The organism is Afipia sp. 1NLS2, assembly GCF_000178995.1.
Taxonomy (GTDB): Bacteria; Pseudomonadota; Alphaproteobacteria; order Rhizobiales; family Xanthobacteraceae; genus Afipia.
Genome location: NZ_ADVZ01000003.1, coordinates 271564 through 288831 on the forward strand (window position 1 = coordinate 271564; position 17268 = coordinate 288831).

At 63.6% G+C, this 17268-nt stretch carries 17 protein-coding genes; 9 read left to right on the top strand and 8 right to left on the bottom strand.

What is annotated here, in order from left to right:
• Both ileS and AFIDRAFT_RS12755 read right to left on the bottom strand, forming a co-directional pair.
• On the bottom strand, window positions 1–2976 hold the full coding sequence (gene ileS, locus AFIDRAFT_RS12750; RefSeq protein WP_009339890.1) for an isoleucine--tRNA ligase: 2976 nt from the start codon (window positions 2974–2976) through the stop codon (window positions 1–3).
• 122 nt (window positions 2977–3098) lie between these two features.
• Entirely contained in the window at window positions 3099–4085 is a 987-nt protein-coding gene (locus AFIDRAFT_RS12755; RefSeq protein ID WP_009339891.1) for a bifunctional riboflavin kinase/FAD synthetase, read from the bottom strand.
• Between the two features lie 202 nt (window positions 4086–4287).
• On the opposite strand from AFIDRAFT_RS12755, the gene AFIDRAFT_RS12760 reads away from it, so the two are divergent.
• Window positions 4288–4680, top strand: a complete 393-nt coding sequence (locus AFIDRAFT_RS12760) for a response regulator (RefSeq protein ID WP_009339892.1) — start codon at window positions 4288–4290, stop codon at window positions 4678–4680.
• Window positions 4681–4763: 83 nt separating this feature from the next.
• On the opposite strand, the gene AFIDRAFT_RS12765 is transcribed toward AFIDRAFT_RS12760, so the two are convergent.
• The 3 genes from AFIDRAFT_RS12765 to aptA form a co-directional block, all read right to left on the bottom strand.
• Window positions 4764–5624 carry a TIGR01459 family HAD-type hydrolase gene (locus AFIDRAFT_RS12765; RefSeq protein WP_009339893.1) on the bottom strand — a complete coding sequence of 287 codons (861 nt, stop codon included), beginning with the start codon at window positions 5622–5624 and terminating at the stop codon, window positions 4764–4766.
• 80 nt (window positions 5625–5704) lie between these two features.
• Window positions 5705–7144 carry an EAL domain-containing protein gene (locus AFIDRAFT_RS12770; RefSeq protein WP_009339894.1) on the bottom strand — a complete coding sequence of 480 codons (1440 nt, stop codon included), beginning with the start codon at window positions 7142–7144 and terminating at the stop codon, window positions 5705–5707.
• A gap of 174 nt (window positions 7145–7318) precedes the next feature.
• Window positions 7319–8659: an omega-aminotransferase AptA gene (aptA, locus tag AFIDRAFT_RS12775; RefSeq protein ID WP_040298404.1), complete on the bottom strand. Its 1341-nt coding sequence runs from the start codon at window positions 8657–8659 to the stop codon at window positions 7319–7321.
• A gap of 186 nt (window positions 8660–8845) precedes the next feature.
• Between aptA and AFIDRAFT_RS12780 the strand changes: the two genes are divergently transcribed.
• The 4 genes from AFIDRAFT_RS12780 (at window position 8846) to AFIDRAFT_RS12795 (ending at window position 12743) form a co-directional block, all read left to right on the top strand.
• Window positions 8846–9283, top strand: a complete 438-nt coding sequence (locus AFIDRAFT_RS12780) for a TadE/TadG family type IV pilus assembly protein (protein WP_009339896.1) — start codon at window positions 8846–8848, stop codon at window positions 9281–9283.
• Window positions 9283–10926 carry a pilus assembly protein TadG-related protein gene (locus AFIDRAFT_RS12785; RefSeq protein WP_009339897.1) on the top strand — a complete coding sequence of 548 codons (1644 nt, stop codon included), beginning with the start codon at window positions 9283–9285 and terminating at the stop codon, window positions 10924–10926. Before AFIDRAFT_RS12780 ends, AFIDRAFT_RS12785 begins: the two co-directional genes overlap by 1 nt.
• A gap of 69 nt (window positions 10927–10995) precedes the next feature.
• Window positions 10996–12534 carry a histidine--tRNA ligase gene (gene hisS, locus AFIDRAFT_RS12790; protein WP_009339898.1) on the top strand — a complete coding sequence of 513 codons (1539 nt, stop codon included), beginning with the start codon at window positions 10996–10998 and terminating at the stop codon, window positions 12532–12534.
• Window positions 12535–12545: 11 nt separating this feature from the next.
• Window positions 12546–12743, top strand: coding sequence for a tautomerase family protein (locus AFIDRAFT_RS12795; protein ID WP_002717063.1), 198 nt, complete (start codon window positions 12546–12548; stop codon window positions 12741–12743).
• A gap of 7 nt (window positions 12744–12750) precedes the next feature.
• Here the strand turns inward: AFIDRAFT_RS12795 and AFIDRAFT_RS12800 are convergent, their stop codons facing one another.
• Together AFIDRAFT_RS12800 and AFIDRAFT_RS12805 are read right to left on the bottom strand one after the other, a co-directional pair.
• The gene (locus AFIDRAFT_RS12800) at window positions 12751–13311 is read right to left on the bottom strand and encodes a DUF3617 domain-containing protein (protein ID WP_009339899.1); all 561 of its coding nucleotides are present in this window, start codon (window positions 13309–13311) and stop codon (window positions 12751–12753) included.
• Between the two features lie 25 nt (window positions 13312–13336).
• Window positions 13337–13639 carry a hypothetical protein gene (locus tag AFIDRAFT_RS12805; protein ID WP_009339900.1) on the bottom strand — a complete coding sequence of 101 codons (303 nt, stop codon included), beginning with the start codon at window positions 13637–13639 and terminating at the stop codon, window positions 13337–13339.
• A 163-nt stretch (window positions 13640–13802) separates the two neighbouring features.
• Here AFIDRAFT_RS12805 and AFIDRAFT_RS12810 point away from each other — a divergent pair, with 163 nt between their 5' ends.
• From AFIDRAFT_RS12810 to AFIDRAFT_RS12825, 4 genes are all read left to right on the top strand, one after another.
• Complete coding sequence (locus AFIDRAFT_RS12810) at window positions 13803–14291, top strand: hypothetical protein (protein WP_040298450.1); 489 nt, start codon at window positions 13803–13805, stop codon at window positions 14289–14291.
• A gap of 91 nt (window positions 14292–14382) precedes the next feature.
• Window positions 14383–15084, top strand: a complete 702-nt coding sequence (locus AFIDRAFT_RS12815; protein WP_009339902.1) for a ribonuclease T2 family protein — start codon at window positions 14383–14385, stop codon at window positions 15082–15084.
• Between the two features lie 67 nt (window positions 15085–15151).
• Entirely contained in the window at window positions 15152–16015 is an 864-nt protein-coding gene (locus AFIDRAFT_RS12820; protein WP_009339903.1) for a 23S rRNA (adenine(2030)-N(6))-methyltransferase RlmJ, read from the top strand.
• Window positions 16016–16152: 137 nt separating this feature from the next.
• Window positions 16153–16368, top strand: coding sequence for a cold-shock protein (locus AFIDRAFT_RS12825; protein ID WP_009339904.1), 216 nt, complete (start codon window positions 16153–16155; stop codon window positions 16366–16368).
• Window positions 16369–16442: 74 nt separating this feature from the next.
• On the opposite strand, the gene AFIDRAFT_RS12830 is transcribed toward AFIDRAFT_RS12825, so the two are convergent.
• Window positions 16443–17072, bottom strand: coding sequence for an outer membrane protein (locus AFIDRAFT_RS12830; RefSeq protein ID WP_009339905.1), 630 nt, complete (start codon window positions 17070–17072; stop codon window positions 16443–16445).
• Window positions 17073–17268: the final 196 nt, after the last annotated feature.

Here is a 17268-nt window from a genome sequence, read left to right on the forward strand (position 1 = left end):
TTAGACGGTCCCTCCCAGCGCCTTCCACTCGCGCAGCGCCTGCGCATCGCGCGGCGTGACATCCGGATATTCGGGATCGTCGCCGACGGTCGGGAGGATCTTCCATGAGCGCGCGCATTTGGTGCCGGCGGCCTTCTCGACCACAACGGCGACACCCGGAACATCGTTGAGTGTGAACGCCCCGGCGGGCGGGGCCTCGTTGGTCACCATCGCGTTGGAGGTGATGCAGATTTCCGCAAGGTCGATATCGGCGAGCGTGCCGAGCAGCGCCATGTCCGAGACATAGACCAGCGGCGAGGCTTCCAGCGAGGAGCCGATGCGCTTGGCGGCGCGCTCGACTTCCAGCGCGCCGGTGACGACGCGGCGCACCTCGCGGATTGCTTCCCACTTTTGGGCCAGCGCATCGTCGCGCCATGCCGCGAGCACGCTCTGGAATGGCTCCAGATGCACGGACGATGCGTCGGGATAGCGCGAGAGCCACGCTTCCTCGGCGGTGAAAGACAGGATGGGCGCGAGCCAGGTGACGATGCTACGGAACAGATAATCGATCACCGTGAGCGCCGCCTTGCGCGCCACTGACGATGGCGGGTCGCAGTACAGCGTATCCTTGCGGATATCGAAGTAGAACGCCGACAGTTCGGTGTTCATGAAATGCGACAATGCGGCGATCACCGTCTTGTAGTCGAACTCGGAATAGGCTTGGCGCACGACGGCATCGATCTCGGAGAGCCGATGCAGCATCAGCCGTTCGAGTTCGGGCATGTCATCTGCCTTGATGCGGTCTGCATCATGGAAGTGAGCGAGGCTGCCCAGCATCCAGCGGATCGTGTTGCGCAGCTTGCGGTAGGTCTCGATGGTGCCTTTGAGGATTTCCGGCCCGATCCGCAGATCGTCGGAGTAGTCCGACTGCGCCACCCACAGGCGCAGGATGTCCGCGCCGGACTGCTTGATGACATCCTGCGGCGCGGTGGTGTTGCCGAGCGACTTCGACATCTTGCGGCCGTGCTCGTCGAGCGTGAAGCCGTGGGTGAGAACGATGTCGTAAGGCGCGCGGCCGCGCGTGCCGCAGCTTTCCAGCAGCGAGGAATGAAACCAGCCGCGATGCTGGTCGCTTCCCTCGAGATACATCACGGTGTCGTTGCCGCCGTCGGCCTTGCGCTTGATGCCGGCGAGACCGGGGAATTGCTGCGCGTCTTCCAGCACGAAAGCGTGCGTCGAGCCGGAATCGAACCAGACATCGAGAATGTCGTCGACTTTCTGCCAGCCATCCTTGGCATGATCGCCGAGGAAGCGTTCGCGCGCGCCATCGGCGTACCAAGCGTCGGCGCCCTCACTCATGAACGCTTCCGCGACCCGCAGATCGACGGCTTCGTCGCGGAGAATCTCCACCGAGCCGTCGCCCTTTTCGCGAACGAATACGGTGATGGGCACGCCCCATGCGCGCTGGCGCGACACCACCCAGTCGGGGCGGCCTGCGATCATGCCGGTGATGCGGTTCTGACCCTGCTCAGGCACCCATTGCGTCACGGAAATGGCCTGCAAGGCGCGATGGCGCAACGTGTCGCCGGATTTCGCCTTGCCGCTGTTCAAGATATCCTTGTCCATCGCAATGAACCATTGAGGCGTGTTGCGATAGATCACCGGCTTCTTCGAGCGCCAGGAATGCGGATACTGGTGCTTGAGACGGCCGCGCGCGAGCAATGCACCGCGCTCGATCAGCGTCTTGATGACGGCATCGTTGGCGTCGCCCTTCTCGCCCTTGTCGGTGAGCACGCGCTTGCCGGTGAAGCCGGGCGCCTGCGCGGTCAGCGCGCCGTCGGCATCGACGGTGTAGGGAATCGTGGATGAGATGCCGCGCGCTTCCAGCTCGCGTGCATTCGCCATCCAGATGTCGAAGTCCTCGCGGCCATGGCCCGGCGCGGTGTGGACGAAGCCGGTGCCGGTGTCGTCGGTGACGTGGTCGCCGTCGAGCAGCGGCACGGTGAATTCGTAGCCGCCGTCCAGGCCTTTCAGCGGATGGCTGCATTCGAGCGCGTCGAGAATGCCGCTGTCGATGTCGGACACGCGCTCAAAGGCGGTGACGCGCGCCTGCTTGAACACATCCCCGGCGAGCTTGTCGGCGAGGATCAGAAGGTCGCCGGTCTTCGCCCAGTTATCGGCGGGTGCGTCGGTGACCTTGTAGAGGCCGTAGCCGATCTTCGAGGAGAAGGAGATGGCGCGGTTGCCGGGCAGCGTCCACGGCGTCGTGGTCCAGATCACCACCGAGGCGTTGGCGAGACGGCCGAACGCGGCTTTCACCGGAAACTTCACCCACACCGTATCGGAGATGTGATCTTCGTATTCGACCTCTGCTTCGGCGAGCGCGGTCTTCTCCACCACGCTCCACATCACCGGCTTCGAGCCACGATACAGAAGGCCATTGGCGGCGAACTTCATGATCTCGCGCGCGATCTGCGCTTCGGCGGCGAAGTTCATGGTGGTGTAGGGATGCGCCCAGTCGCCGATCACGCCGAGACGCTTGAATTCCTCGCGCTGGATGTCGACCCATTTCTGCGCGAACGCCCGGCACTCCTTGCGGAATTCGTTGATCGGCACCGCGTCCTTGTTCTTGCCCTTGGCGCGGTAGCCTTCTTCGATCTTCCACTCGATCGGCAGGCCGTGGCAGTCCCAGCCCGGCACGTAGTTGGAATCGTAGCCGAGCATCTGCTGGCTCTTGGTCACAAGGTCCTTGAGGATCTTATTGAGCGCGTGGCCGATATGGATGTTGCCGTTGGCGTAGGGCGGCCCATCATGCAGCACGAATTTCGGACGGTCCTTGGACTGCTCGCGCAGCCGCTCGTACAGGCCGATCTCGTTCCAGCGCGCCAGGAAGTCCGGCTCGCGCTGCGGCAGGCCCGCGCGCATCGGGAAGTCCGTCTGCGGTAGGTAGAGGGTTTTGGAATAATCGGGGGCGTCGGATTTAGGCTTCTCGGTCATGGCGGGGTGAATAGCATTTTCTGGCCGTGGGGAAACGGTCCAAAGCGGTAAATGCTTCTATCGGGCCGATGTTTTTGCCCCATGCGGCCGGGGTTGTGCGGCCGGAAGGGCGAGATTTCCGTTTAGCCGATCGCACCGAGGGTTGGAAATGCGCCGGGGGCCGCCTCCAGCACGGCGCGCGCGCGCAGGCTGTCGTCGTCCATCTGCCGGATCAGCGCCGGGATGCTGTCGAATTTCAGCTCGTCGCGCAGATATTCGATGAAGGCGACGTCGAGCGTCTGACCGTAAAGGTCGGCATTGAAATCGAACAGGAAGACCTCGAGCAGCGGTGGGCCGTTGTCAAAGGTCGGCCGCCGTCCGTAACTCGCGACGCCATCGAAGCGCTGCGGGTCGGTGCCGCCGCCGAGTCCGACACGCACCGCGTAAATCCCGTGCTTGAGGTCGACATGCGGATCGAGCCGGATGTTGGCTGTGGGATAGCCAAGCTCGCGCCCGCGCTTCTCGCCGGGGATCACGGTGCCGCTGACGAACCACGGCCCGCCGAGCATGGCGGTGGCGTCGCGAATGCGGCCTTCGGCGAGCGAGGCGCGGATGGCGCTGGAGGAAATCGGCAGTCCCGATAGATCGACATGCGATTGAATGTGGACCTTGATGCCAAGCCGCTCGCCCTGCTCGGCTAAAGTCGCAGGCGAGCCGCTGCGGCCCTTGCCGAAATGAAAGTCGTCGCCGACGGAGATTCCGGACACGCCAAGCCGCCGGACGAGTTCTTGGTTAATGAAATCCTGTGCGCTGGTGGCGGCACGGGCCGCATTGAAATCGAGCACCACCGCGCCATCGAGCCCGGTGCCTGCAAGCAGGCGCAGCTTGGCCTGTTCGTTGGTGAGACGGAAATGCGCCGCGGCCGGATTGAAAAAGCTGCGCGGATGCGGCTCGAAACTTAATGCAAAAGCCTTCTGCCCTGCGCTTTTAGCAATTTTCTGGGCTGCCGCGATCACGGTGCGATGCCCGAGGTGAACGCCGTCGAAATTGCCCAGCGCGATGACCGCGCCGCGCGGGATGTCGGCCGGCGGAGTGGTGTCGTGGATGATTTGAAACGGATTTTTTATCATAACGCCAAGTGAGAACAGGATGCTCGAAGTGACCGGGTGGGGAGGATGAAGTCAAGGCGATGGAACGGATTAACGGGCTGTTTAAGCCGGGATGCTAGCAATTCCTCCCAAGGCTGGGATGGGACCGCAAGGTCCGGATCGCGCCACTATAGAATATAGACGAAGCGCGCCCATGGGCTGGGCGTTCGGGAGAAGCTGAGCGATGGCTATGGACTTATCGATGCCGGTGTTGGTGGTGGATGACTACAACACCATGATCCGCATTATCAGAAACCTTTTGAAACAACTTGGTTTTGAGAACATCGACGACGCCAGCGACGGCTCGGCCGCGCTCGCCAAAATGCGCGGCAAGAAATACGGGCTCGTGATTTCCGACTGGAACATGGAGCCGATGACGGGTTACGACCTGCTCAAGGAAGTGCGCGGCGATCCCAATCTCGCCACCACGCCGTTCATCATGATCACCGCCGAGTCCAAGACCGAGAACGTGATCGCGGCGAAGAAGGCCGGCGTGAACAACTACATCGTCAAGCCGTTCAATGCGGCGACGCTCAAGACCAAGATCGACGCGGTGTTCCCCGACAACAACGCGTAAGCGCTGCGTGATCGACGGATTTGTGTTTTGAAATGCCCGGCTCGCGCCGGGCATTTTGCTTTTGAGGCTTGTCGGCGGGCCTCTTACCAGCGCAACTCCCGCATCAGCACGGAAGGTAGCTGGGTGTCACCAAACAATTGTTTGGACGTTGCTGCGTCGAGCTCTTCAAGGCTCGCGAAATCGGCCGAATGGATGCCACGCGTCACGAACACGCATGCGATGCCGGAATTGTTAGCTCCCGCGAGGTCCGTGCGTACCGAATCCCCGATCGCCAGCATCCGCTCTCGCGGCACAGCCGCGCCGCGTCGCGCGGCGGCAAGTTCAAACGCCCGCTGGTAGGCGGGGAGGTGCGGCTTGCCGTAAAAGGTGACGTCGCCGCCAAGCTCGCGATACAGCTCGGCGATCGCGCCCGCGCAATAGATCATCTTGTGGCCGCGCTCGACGATGATGTCGGGATTGGCGCAGATCATCGGCAGCTTGCGGCTCAGGGCTTTGAGCAGAACCTCGCGATAGTCTTCCGCCGTCTCGGTCTCGTCGTCGAACAGCCCGGTACAGACGATATAATCGGCGCGCTCCAGCGGCGCGAAGTTGACGTCGAGGCCATGAAAGGTCGGGCCGTCGCGGTCCGGGCCGATCTGGTAGAGAGGTTGGCCGGGGCGTGCGGCGATGTACTGGCGCGACAGATCGCCGGAGGTGACGATGTCGTCGTAGCAATCGTCCGGCACGCGCAGGTCGCGAAGCTGCTCCTGCACGGCTGGCGTCGGGCGCGGTGAATTCGTCAGCATCACCACGATGCCGCCCTGCTTGCGGAATGTCTGCAAGGCCTCGCAGGCCTCGGGAAACGCCACCACGCCGTTATGGACCACGCCCCAGATGTCGCTGATGAGAACGTCTGTGTCGTGAACGAGGTCGCGCAAATGCGGGGCGAAGCGGGGAAAGCTCATTATTCGTGTCCGGGGAAAGATCAGGCGCAGTTATATGCGCATGACCAACCCCTGCCACGATGCGGCGAGGAAAGAAAGGTTCAGCTTTGCGCGATCCGCCGTGCGAGCGCGGCAGTGCCGGACAGGCGTGTCTCGGCGGCTGCGCGGGCGGCGACCGCGGCAGGCTCGGCGGGTGGTGGGGAAGGAGCCTTTGACTGGCGGCTCGCGGCGACCGGAGTCGGCACTGCGGCTTCCGGACGGAGCGGCCGTGGCGCGGAGAACAGGAAGCCCTGGCCGAAGCGCACGTCATAATCGAGCAGATCCGCCACGGAGCGCTCGCCCTCGATCTTCTCCGCGATCAGGTCGATGCCGAACCTTGTCAGCAGGCTCGTCAGATCGGCGGTATGGATGTCGGAGGATGCGGCCTCCTTCTGGTCGAGCAGCAGCGAGGCCGGGACCTTGATGTAGCGTACGCCGCGGTCGGCCAGTTCGCGGCCGTCGATCCTGAGGTCGGCGATATTGTCGATGGAGAACTGGAAGCCGAGCCGTTTCAGCGCGGCGAGATGTTCGATTTCGATGGGGCCGAGGCTGCGGAAGGCGCTCTGCTTGAATTCCAGCACCAGTGAGGGCGCGAGCGCGCGGTTGGCTTCGAGAAAGGCGATGCACTCACCGAAAATGTCGGGGTTTGCGAGCGTGACGCCGGAGATGTTGCAGAACATGCCGACGTCCTTGGTCCGCACCTGCAGGCGGCGCAGCACCTGAACGCAGCGGAACAGCACGGTGTAGTCGATCTGGCCGACCACGCCGCTCGCTTCGGCGATGTCGATGAACTGGCCTGCGGTGAACACATGGTCCTTCTCGTCGCGCAGACGCGAAACGGCTTCGTAGAAGCGCACCTTGCGTTGGGGCAGCGACACGATCGGCTGCAGATAGAGATCGATGCGGTTGGCTTCCGTCGCACTCTTGATGGCGGCAAGCATGTCCGGAAGATTCGAGATCGCTTCTGCGGCAGCCTGCAATGCGACGGGCACTGGCGCGGGCGTCTCGGCCGCGTGGACTGGCTCGACAGGCTGGGTCTGAGGCGCGCTCGTCATCTGAGGCTGCGAAGGATGGTGTGCGACCGTCAGGCTTGTGGCGGAGGTCAGCAGTTCGTCGTGGGTCGCGACCGACCCGGCGAGGTGCTTGATCATGACACCGAGTTCGCCGATCTCGCCCATCACCGCGCGGGCGCGGTCCTGCGCAACATTGTCCGCGCTGGCGAGCCTCGATTCAATCAGCGCCATGCGGCGGCCGTACTCGGCAACCTGCCGGGCGAGATCGGCGGTGCCGCGCGATAGGTCCGCGATTTGGCCGCTGGCATCGGTGCCCCCGCGGATGCGCATCGAGATGGCGTTGTAGAGGATAAGGCAAACGAACGCGGCCAGTGCAACAAGCGCGGATTCGCGCATGCTCAGGCCAGTCATCGCGTACAGAATCAGGCCGAATGAAGCCGCGATCAGCACCATGCAGATGGCGATGAAAATCGTCGATACGCGGACCATGCAGCAGCCATCCCCCCGGCAAGGCTGATTCTAGCATCAAGTTCGATTCAACGGGAAGTTCTGCGGGGCGCTGTCTGGTGTTTCTCCACCGCCGGATGTGCGGGCGGAGCGGGTCCGAAGACGCCGAAACGGCCCGCGTCCTGCCGGCTGGCCGGGCGCGGGCAGGGCGGGCGTTCAGGCGACCGAGCGGATGACGGCCGCGACCTTGTCCACGATCTCGCCGATCTGGGCCTCGCTCATGATCAGTGGCGGCGTCAAGGCGAGGGTGTCGCCCGCCACGCGCAGCATCAGGTCATGGTCGTTGAAGGCGTTGGCGAGCGCGGTGAGGCCGCGCAGGCCGCCCTGGCCGTCCTTGGGCGCGAGGTCGATACCCGCCGTCAGACCGACCGTGCGGATGTCGATGACGTTCGGTTCCTTGCGCAGCCCCATCACGGCGTCGGCGAACAACGGTTCCAGCTTGCGGGCGCGCGCGAACAGGTCCTCGTCGCGGTAGATGTCGAGGGTGGCGAGGCCGGCGGCGCAGGCAAGCGGATGCGCCGAGTAAGTGTAGCCGTGGAACAACTCGACGATGTGTTCCGGCCCCTTCATGAACGTATCGTGGATGTCGTTGCGGATCAGCACGCCGCCCATCGGCACCGCGCCGTTGGTGACGCCCTTGGCGAAGGTGATCATGTCGGGCACCACGCCGTAGCGCTCGGCGGCGAAGGCATAGCCGAGGCGGCCGAAGCCGGTGATGACCTCGTCGAAGATCAGCAGGATGCCGTGCTTGTCGCAGATCGCGCGCAGCTTCTGCAGGTAGCCCTTCGGTGTGACCAGCACGCCGGTCGAGCCCGCCATTGGCTCGACGATGACGGCTGCGATGGTATCCTTGCCGTGGAGCGTGACGATCCGTTCCAGTTCGTCGGCGAGGTGGGCGCCCCATTCCGGTTCGCCTTTTGAGAAAGCCTGGTGCTCGCGGTCGTAGGTCGTGGGCAGGTGATCGGTGCCGTTCAGGAGCGCGCCGAACAGACGGCGGTTGTTGACCATGCCGCCGACCGAAATGCCGCCGAAGCCGACGCCGTGATAGCCGCGCTCGCGCCCGATCAGCCGCGTGCGCGCGGCTTCGCCGCGCGTCGCATGATAGGCGAGCGCGATCTTGAGCGCGGTGTCGACCGCTTCCGATCCCGAATTGCAGAAGAACACATGATCGAGCCCCTCGGGGCCGAGCGCCGCGATGCGGTTCGCAAGCTCGAACGCCTGCGGATGGCCGAACTGGAACGGCGGCGAATAGTCCAAGGTCGCCGCCTGCCTGGCGATCGCCTGCGTGATCGGCTCGCGGCAATGGCCCGCATTCGAGCACCACATGCCCGAGGCCGCGTCGATGATCTGTCGCCCGTCCGTCGTGAAGTAGTGCATGTCCTTCGCGCCCGCGAGCATGCGCGGTGCCTTCTTGAAGGCGCGGTTGGCGGTAAACGGCATCCAATAGGCGGCAAGGTCGTTCGGCGACAAAACGGAGCGGGACTGCTGAATATTCAAGACGGATTTCCTTCCCTCGGGCAGGTAGATGGCGGGGACCCTATCAGGCGGAGACAATGAGCGGAACGACGGTGGGCGCATCGCTCGCCTCTGGTGTCCTGCGCATCCGGGACGGCATGTATTTACTACCATGGGTAGTATATATCTTTCGTAACCTGTTAAAAGTTGTGTGAGCATCCTGCGCCCATGACAACGGGCTTTCACCGCTTCCGGGATTTTCGCCGCGCCTGTTCGGGTGCGTCCGCCGTCGAATTCGCATTGGTGCTGCCGGTGTTCATGCTGCTGGTGTTCGGCATCGTGATGTTCGGCGCCTATCTCGCGATGGTCCACGACGTGCAGCAACTGGCCGCCGAAGCTGCGCGCACTTCGGTCGCGGGCCTCAATGAGACCGAGCGCAAATCTCTGGCCACGAACTATGTGACACAGAACGCCGCGAGCTATCCGCTGATCGTGCCCGCGCATCTGTCGGTCAACGCCGCGACCTCCGGTGCCGATCCCAACGTGTTCATCGTCACCGTCAACTACGACGCCTCGAACACGTTCATTTATTCGCTGCCGTCCTTCGTGCCCGCCCCGCCGCCGGTCATCGTGCGCTCGGCCGCGATTCCGGGCGGAGGCTATTGATGAAGCAGCCGGGACAATTCGCGCGGCATCTGGGCCGCCAGTTCGTCTCCGACGAACGCGGCAACATCGCCTTCATCGCCGCCGCCTGCATGCTGCTGGTGACCGGCTGTGCCGCGCTCGGTGTCGATGTCGGCTCGGTGTTCACCGACAAGCGCCGCGCGCAAAGCGCGGCCGACCTTGCCGCCATCGTGGCGGCGAGCGATCTCACCCGTGCCCCTCGCGCTGCTGCGGCCACTGTCGCCAAAAATAACTACCCGCCGGACTCGCTCGTGGCTGTCGAGACCGGCGTGTACAAGGCGGACACGTCGCTTGTGCCGCAGCAGCGCTTCACCGCAGGAGCCACGCCCGCCAACGCCGTGCGCGTCACCATGCAGACGAAGACGCCACTGTTCTTCGGCAAGGTGCTGACCGGCGATCCCTATATCAATCTCCGCGTCAGCTCGGTTGCGAGCACCACGCAGCTTGCGACCTTCGCGATCGGCTCGCGGCTCGCGTCGCTGAACGGCGGGCTGCTCAACCAGTTGCTGGGCCAGATGCTTGGCACCTCGCTGTCGCTCTCGGCGATGGATTATCAGGCGCTGGCGGATGCCAAGGTCAACCTGTTCGATTTCATGTCGGCGCTGGCGACGCGCGCAAATCTCACCGGCGTCAGTTACGATTCGCTGCTGCAATCCAACCTGAAAGTGACGGACATCATTGCCGCGCTGCAGGCAAGCGGTGCCACAGGCGCCGCGAGCAGCGCGTTGTCGAACGTCGGTTCGTCGCTGGCGGGTGTCACCACCAAGGTGACGCTCGGTGATCTGATCGATGCCGGTCCCTATGGTGACATGCTTGTGGGCCAGCAGCCGAAAGTGGGTGTCGATCTCGACGCACTGGATCTGTTGTCGGCCACCGCGCAACTGGCCAACGGCACCCACCAGATCGCCACGAGCCTCAATCTTGGCCTGCCGGGCATCGCCGCCGTCTCGCTTCAGGTCACTGTCGGCGAACGGCCAGTGGGTTCAAGCTGGATCACCATCGGCCAGGCGGGGGCGAGCGTGCACACCGCGCAAACCCGTATCCTCGCGACGGTCCAGTTGATCGGCAGCGGCTCGGTCGCGGCGGTGAACCTGCCGATCTATGTGGAAGTCGCGGCGGGCACCGCGACGTTGAACAACGTGAGTTGCGGCTATCCCGACATCGCGTCATCCACCGCGCAACTCGGCGTCTCGCCCGGCATCGTCGATGCGTGGATCGGCGGAGTGACCAGTGCCGATATGACGAATTTCACCACCAAGCCGAATCCGCCGGCCGCGACCATCGTCGATCTCGGCGCGATCAAGGTCACGGGCCGCGCCCATGTGACGATGGCGAACACGGCTCCGACCAATGTGAATTTCAGCTATGCCGATATTCAGGCGCAGACGCGCAAGACCGTGAACACCACGTCCTTCACCTCGTCGCTGACGGGGAGCCTGCTGGGTGACCTGTCGCTGTCCGTTCAACTCGGCCCGCTGGCGTTGCCGATTCCGGGGCTCGGGCCGCAGGTGGTGTCGATTATCTCGGGTGCCACTGGCTCGATCGACACGCTGCTGAATACGGTGCTGCAGACACTCGGGGTCGGATTGGGGCAGGCGGATGTCTGGGTCGCGGGCATCCGCTGATGGCGCGGTGCTGGTGAACTGACCCCTTCGGTGCTTGCCGGACGTTTTGGCGGCTGATACCAACCGGCCATGTCCGACAAAAAATCCAAAAAGCCGCAAAAACTCCGTGCCCGCCTGCCGCGCGGGCTGGTGGATCGCACTCCGTCCGAGATCGCCGCAACGCGCGCGATGGTGGAGAAAATCCGCGCCGTCTACGAGCGTTACGGCTTCGAACCGGTCGAGACCCCGGCGATGGAATACACCGACGCACTCGGCAAATTCCTGCCCGACCAGGACCGGCCGAATGAGGGCGTATTCTCGTTCCAGGACGATGACGAGCAGTGGATTTCGTTGCGCTACGATCTCACCGCGCCGCTCGCGCGCTATGTCGCGGAGAATTTCGACACGCTGCCGAAGCCCTATCGCAGCTATCGCCACGGCTACGTCTATCGCAACGAGAAGCCGGGTCCGGGCCGCTTCCGCCAGTTCATGCAGTTCGATGCCGACACCGTGGGCTCGGCTTCGCCCGCCGCCGATGCTGAGATGTGCATGATGGCCGCCGACACAATGGAGGCGCTCGGCATTCCGCGCGGCTCCTACGTGGTGAAGGTCAACAACCGCAAGGTGCTCGATGGCATCCGCGAAAAAATTGGTGTCACCGATGATGGCCAATGGCTGACGGTGATGCGCGCCATCGACAAGCTCGACAAATTTTCGGAAGAGGATGTTCACCTCCTCATGACCGTTGGACGCAAAGATCCTTCGGGCGATTTCACCAAGGGAGCCGGTCTTTCAGGTGAACATGCGGAGATGATTCTGAGCCGTCTTCGTCGCAATGGAAGCAATAACGAGGAAACGCTGAATAGCATTCGCGGCTCTGCGCAGGAGAATTCCATCTACCAAGCAGGCATTGCAGAGCTTGAGGATATTGCAAAGCTTTCGACAAGTGCCGGTTATAGGGACGATCGCATCCGCATCGATCCCTCCGTCGTGCGCGGCCTCGAATATTACACCGGCCCCGTCTACGAAGTTGAGCTGTTGCTTGAGACCAGGGACGACAAGGGCCGCCCGGTTCGGTTCGGTTCGGTCGGCGGCGGCGGGCGTTACGATGGTCTCGTGTCGCGCTTTCGCGGCGAGCCGGTGCCCGCGACGGGTTTCTCCATCGGTGTGTCGCGCCTACAGGCCGCGCTGACGCTGCTCGGCAAGATCGACACCAGGCCGGAAGCCGGTCCCGTCGTCGTGCTGGTGATGGACCGCAACGAGATCGCGCAATACCAGAAGTTTGTCACCACGTTGCGCAACTCTCCTGTCGATCCTTCAAGGCCGGATGGGCCTCGTATCCGCGCCGAGATGTATCTCGGCAATCCGAAGAACAATCTCGGCGTGCAGTTCAAATATGCGGACCGCCGCAACTCGCCCTGCGCCATCATTCAGGGCGGCGATGAGAAGGCGAAGGGCATCGTGCAGATCAAGGATCTCATCCTCGGCGCGCAGGTCGGCGGCGAAAGCGCGGATCGCGAGGCGTTTCTGCAGAAGCAGCAGCACGAAGCGCAGTTCGCCGTGAACGAAAGCGAACTTGTCGAAGGAGTCCGCAAGGTCCTCGCGCGCCACAATGTGAGTTGGAAATAGGGAGCCGCACGATGCCCGAGATCACCATCAACATGGCGGCCGGCCGCACCGACGAGCAGAAGAAGGGCATGATGGTCGATATCACTGCCGCGCTGGTGAAGAATCTCGGCGTCGAGCCCGATGCTGTGGTGATCCAGATCAACGAGGCGCCGCTCCAGCACAAGATGAAGGGCGGCAAGACCTATCTGGAACGCCAGAAGAAGGCGTAGCTGATTATCAGTGCGGATGAGAAGGCGCGCGCTGCGGGATCAGCGCGCGCAGGGCCTTCATGTCGTTGACATTCATCTTGATGCCGCCGGGCATGATGATGTCGCCGGCCTTCTGCCCGTCCTTGCAGGGGCCGACCCATGTGGCGTTCATGGTCATGTCGCCCGCCTGCGCGACGCCGGGCGGGCCATCGCTCCGGGTGGTGGAGACCTTCACGGTGTAGGCGGAATTGAAATCGCCGCTGATCTCGGTGTGTGAGGTCGAGGCGATGCCATGGAAGTTGCAGGTGGCATCGATGCTGTAGCCGGTCGCCGTCTTCTGCATGTTCTGCTGCAAGCACATCTCCTTCGCCATCGGGCTGAAGGTCGTGCGCATGTCGGCGTCGGTGCTGGCATCCGTGCACTGCTGCATCGTCTGTTGCGGCATCCGCGCGTCGGCGGACATCATCTTGATTTCCCACAGGCCCGGTTTGCGGTTCGGGATATCTTCAAGCGAGGCCGCGCTGGCCAGCGTGGCGCAGCCGCATGTGGCGGCCAGAGCGGCGGTTCGGAGGGTCAGACGCGGTGTCATGGCCGATCCTCCCTGATCCGAAAAATCAGTAGGCCGTGCGCAGCGGCCGCTGGGTGCTGCCGGGCGGCACCCAGACGCAGGCGAAGGAAATGTAGCCACCATATTGCGCATCGACGCCAGTGAGCTTCACGACCTTGCCGTAGCGGGCGCAATGGTCGGTCGCCATGGCCTTGATGTCGGAGCCTTGCTGGTAGAGCGAATAAGCGATGATGCCGCCGGTGTCGTTGCCCTTGAACGGCGGAACCCAGTCGGCCTTGGCCGGCGCGCTCACCGCGATACCGCAGGCGATCGCCGCTGCCGCCATCATCCAACGTCCGTTCATGCGCATCGGTAGCTCCTTCGATTTGCGGCTGAGTCTAGCCTTGGCGCGATGGCTTTGAAAGCGCTGGCGGGCTGGCGATGGGGCGTTGTCCGAAGGTGTTGCCGCGCTGCACTTGACCAGGATCGGGCTTCGCGGCACCGTCCGGCAACTCATCATGGGCTTTCGTCACATGCGCATTGCTTTTTCGTCGCCGCGAATCGCGGTCCTCGCCATGCTGGTCGCGGCCTTCGGCGCGATCTCCACTGTGGACAGCGCCCGCGCCGCCAACCCGCTGGAATTGAACTTCTGGCTCTCCGGCCCGCGCTATGACGGGCAAATGGGCGAATGCTGGCAGGCGTTGCACGCGGTCTCTGCCCAGTTTGCGCAGAAGGAATCGACCTACTGGAATTCGAACCTGCGCATTACCGGCTTTGCCGATGTGCGCGAGGTGGCTTTCCGCCCGTGGGAAAGCCCGAACGGCGCCTACAACGCGATTCCCCGCCGCTTCTGCACGGCGAGCGCGATGATCAGCGACGGCCATCCGCGCCTCGTGCGCTATTCCATCATCGAGGATGGCGGCTTTGCGGGGACGGGTCTCAGCTCCGGCGTTGAATGGTGCGTGGTCGGGCTTGACCGCAACTGGGCCTACGGCCGCAATTGCCGCGCGGCGATGCCGTAACGCAGGTCGATTCGGCCTGCTGCAATTTGTTCTTGTAATGTTCCGGAGGTCTCGTTACGCTTTTCGATGCGTAAGGGGTGGGGGCGTTTTCATGATCGGATGTTGGAGAGGTTTGCGCCGGGGGCTGGCTTCGCTCGCTCTCGTCTCGGGCGCGCTGCTGCTGGCAGGCGCGAACGCATCCGCGCAGGATCATCGCCAGAACGCGCCGGGCGCTTTCGATTTCTATGTGCTGTCGCTGTCGTGGTCGCCGTCCTTCTGCGAGGCCGCGCGCGAGCGCGGCAGCAACGGGCGCAGCACGCAGGCACAGTGCGGCGGGCGTCCCTATTCGTTCGTGGTGCATGGGCTGTGGCCGCAATATGAGCGCGGCTATCCCGAATATTGCCGGCGGCCCGCGCCGCGGCTCGACCGCAACGTCATGCGCTCGATGCTCGATCTGATGCCGGCACCGGGGCTGATCTACAGCGAGTGGGACAAGCACGGCACCTGCGCGGGGCTTGGCGCGCGCGCCTATTTCGAGACCATCCGCAAGGCCCGCGCCACGGTGAAGATTCCGGAGGAATATCTCGACCTCGCCGCGCCCAAGACGGTGTCGCCGAACGAGGTGGAGGAAGCCTTCATCAAGGCCAATCCGGGCCTCAGCGCCTCCGCCATCGCCGTGCGCTGCGACAGCCGCAGGCTTGGTGAGGTGCGGATCTGTATGAACAAGGATCTGCAGTTCCGTGCCTGTGAGCAGGTCGATCGCAGCGCCTGCCGCCGCAACCAGATCGTGATGCCGCCGATGCGCGGCGGCTAGGCGTGGTGCGCTTTTGCGCAAAGGCTAAGGCTTTGCGTAAACCGCCGCCATGTCGTAAGCCGCGCCGATGAATTATCGCCACGCCTTCCACGCCGGCAATTTCGCGGACGTCATCAAGCATATCGTGCTGACGCGGATCCTGACCTATCTGCACCAGAAGCAGTCGGCGTTTCGCGTCATCGACACTCATGCGGGCGCGGGCCGTTACGACCTGACCGGCGACGAGGCGGAGCGCAGCGGCGAGTGGCGGTTCGGCGTCGCGCGGATTTTGCAGGCGCGGTTTTCAGACGAAGTGCAGGCGCTGGTCGCGCCCTATCTCGACATCGTCCGCGCCTTCAATCCGCCGCGCGAACTGATCGCCTATCCCGGTTCGCCCCTGATTGCGCGGGCGCTGCTGCGGCCGCAGGACCGGATGGTGGCGTGCGAGATTCAGGACGCCGCCCGCAAGGAGTTGATCCGCAATCTCTCCCGCGATCCGCAGGCCCGCGTGGTCGATCTCGACGGCTGGACCGCGCTGACCGCCTACGTGCCGCCGAATGAACGGCGCGGGCTGGTGCTGATTGATCCGCCGTTCGAGGACAAGGATGAATTCTCCCGCCTCGCGGAGAAATTCGCTGCGGCCTATGCGAAATGGCCGACCGGGATCTACATGCTCTGGTACCCGGCCAAGGACCGGCGCGGCCCGGACCGGCTTGCACGGGAGATCGCCTCGGTTGCGGCTGCGCGCGAGGGTGGCGGTGAGAATTGCCTGCGCGTCGAATTCAGCGTCGCGCCGCAGACGGCTGACAGCGGGCTCGTCTCGGCCGGGCTTTTGATCGTCAACCCGCCCTGGACGCTCGCCTCCGAGCTCAAAACGGTCCTGCCCGAGCTGGAGAAGCCGCTCGGCCTCGGTGGCGCTGGGCGTTATCGCATCGAAGTCGTCCGCCCCTGAGGCCTTCCCTCCGCAGTCTGGTATTTTTTCGAACTTGCCACATAGGCAATAGTCAAGTCTGCGCGGCAGTGATTAGCTGATTGCCGGGGGGCTGGCGTGGGGACGCCGGTCGAAGATACGTGCGGGGAGGGGATCCCATGGCAATGACGGGGGTCGTGAAGTTTTTCAATGCGGAGCGGGGCTACGGGTTCATCAAGCCCGATGACGGTGGGCGGGATGTCTTCGTTCACATCACCGCGGTCGAGAAAGCGGGATTGAAAAACCTGACCGAAGGGCAGCACATCACGTTCGAGGTCGAGCCCGACAAGAAGGGCAAGGGCCCGAAAGCGGTCGACCTCGTGGTCTCGTCCTGAAGTCTTTCGCTCCATGAAAAATCCCGGGCGCAAGGCCCGGGATTGAAAAGCGCGAAGCGGTGCTTTCGCTGCGATCAGAAGTGATAGTTCACGCCGACGCGCACGGTCGAGAACTGATAGCCGTTCGGCAGACCGGTGATTAGGAAGTTGCTGCTGTCGAGATCGACGTACATGTACTCGGCCTTGAGCGACCAGTTGTTGGTGAGCGCGAATTCGGCGCCGCCGCCCACGGTCCAGCCCGCGGTGGTGTGAGTTTCGCTCAGGCCCGGCATGGTGCCCTTCAACTGGCCGAAGGCCAGACCGCCGGTGCCGTAGATCATGAAATTCGGGTTGATGGCGTAGCCGACGCGGCCGCGAATGGTGCCGTACCAGGGGTTGGAGAACTTCCATGCCGCGAAGGTGTCGTCGGCGCCGGTGGCCTGCAGGTCGGCTTCGAGGCCAAGCACCCAGGGGGTGCCGAACTGCCAGTTGTAGCCACCCTGGATACCGCCGCTGAACCCGGAAGGGCTGGTCCCGCTGTTGGAGACGTCGCCGAAATTGTAGCCGAGGTTGGCGCCGAGATAGGGGCCCGCCCAGCTATAGCCGTTCAGCGGCTGGTTGACGGTGTAGGGCTGCGCCTGACGGCGATAGCTGAGATCGGCGGCCTGGGCGCTCGCAGCGCTGCTCAGGGCCAGGATCGCTACTCCGAGGGCTTTCTTCAACATCTCAAATACTCCCGACGCATACGCTACTGACTTTTCGACCCGCGCCTCCAAGGCGGGGGTCACGGGCCATCGTGGTTACGAAAGCCCGTCTTTTCTGCGTAAAATTTATCGAGAGTTTTACGTTAAACACTTCTTAACGCGGGGTTTTCGGGGTGGATCGTTGTTAAGAGAATCTTACCGACCGCTGGCCCTCAGC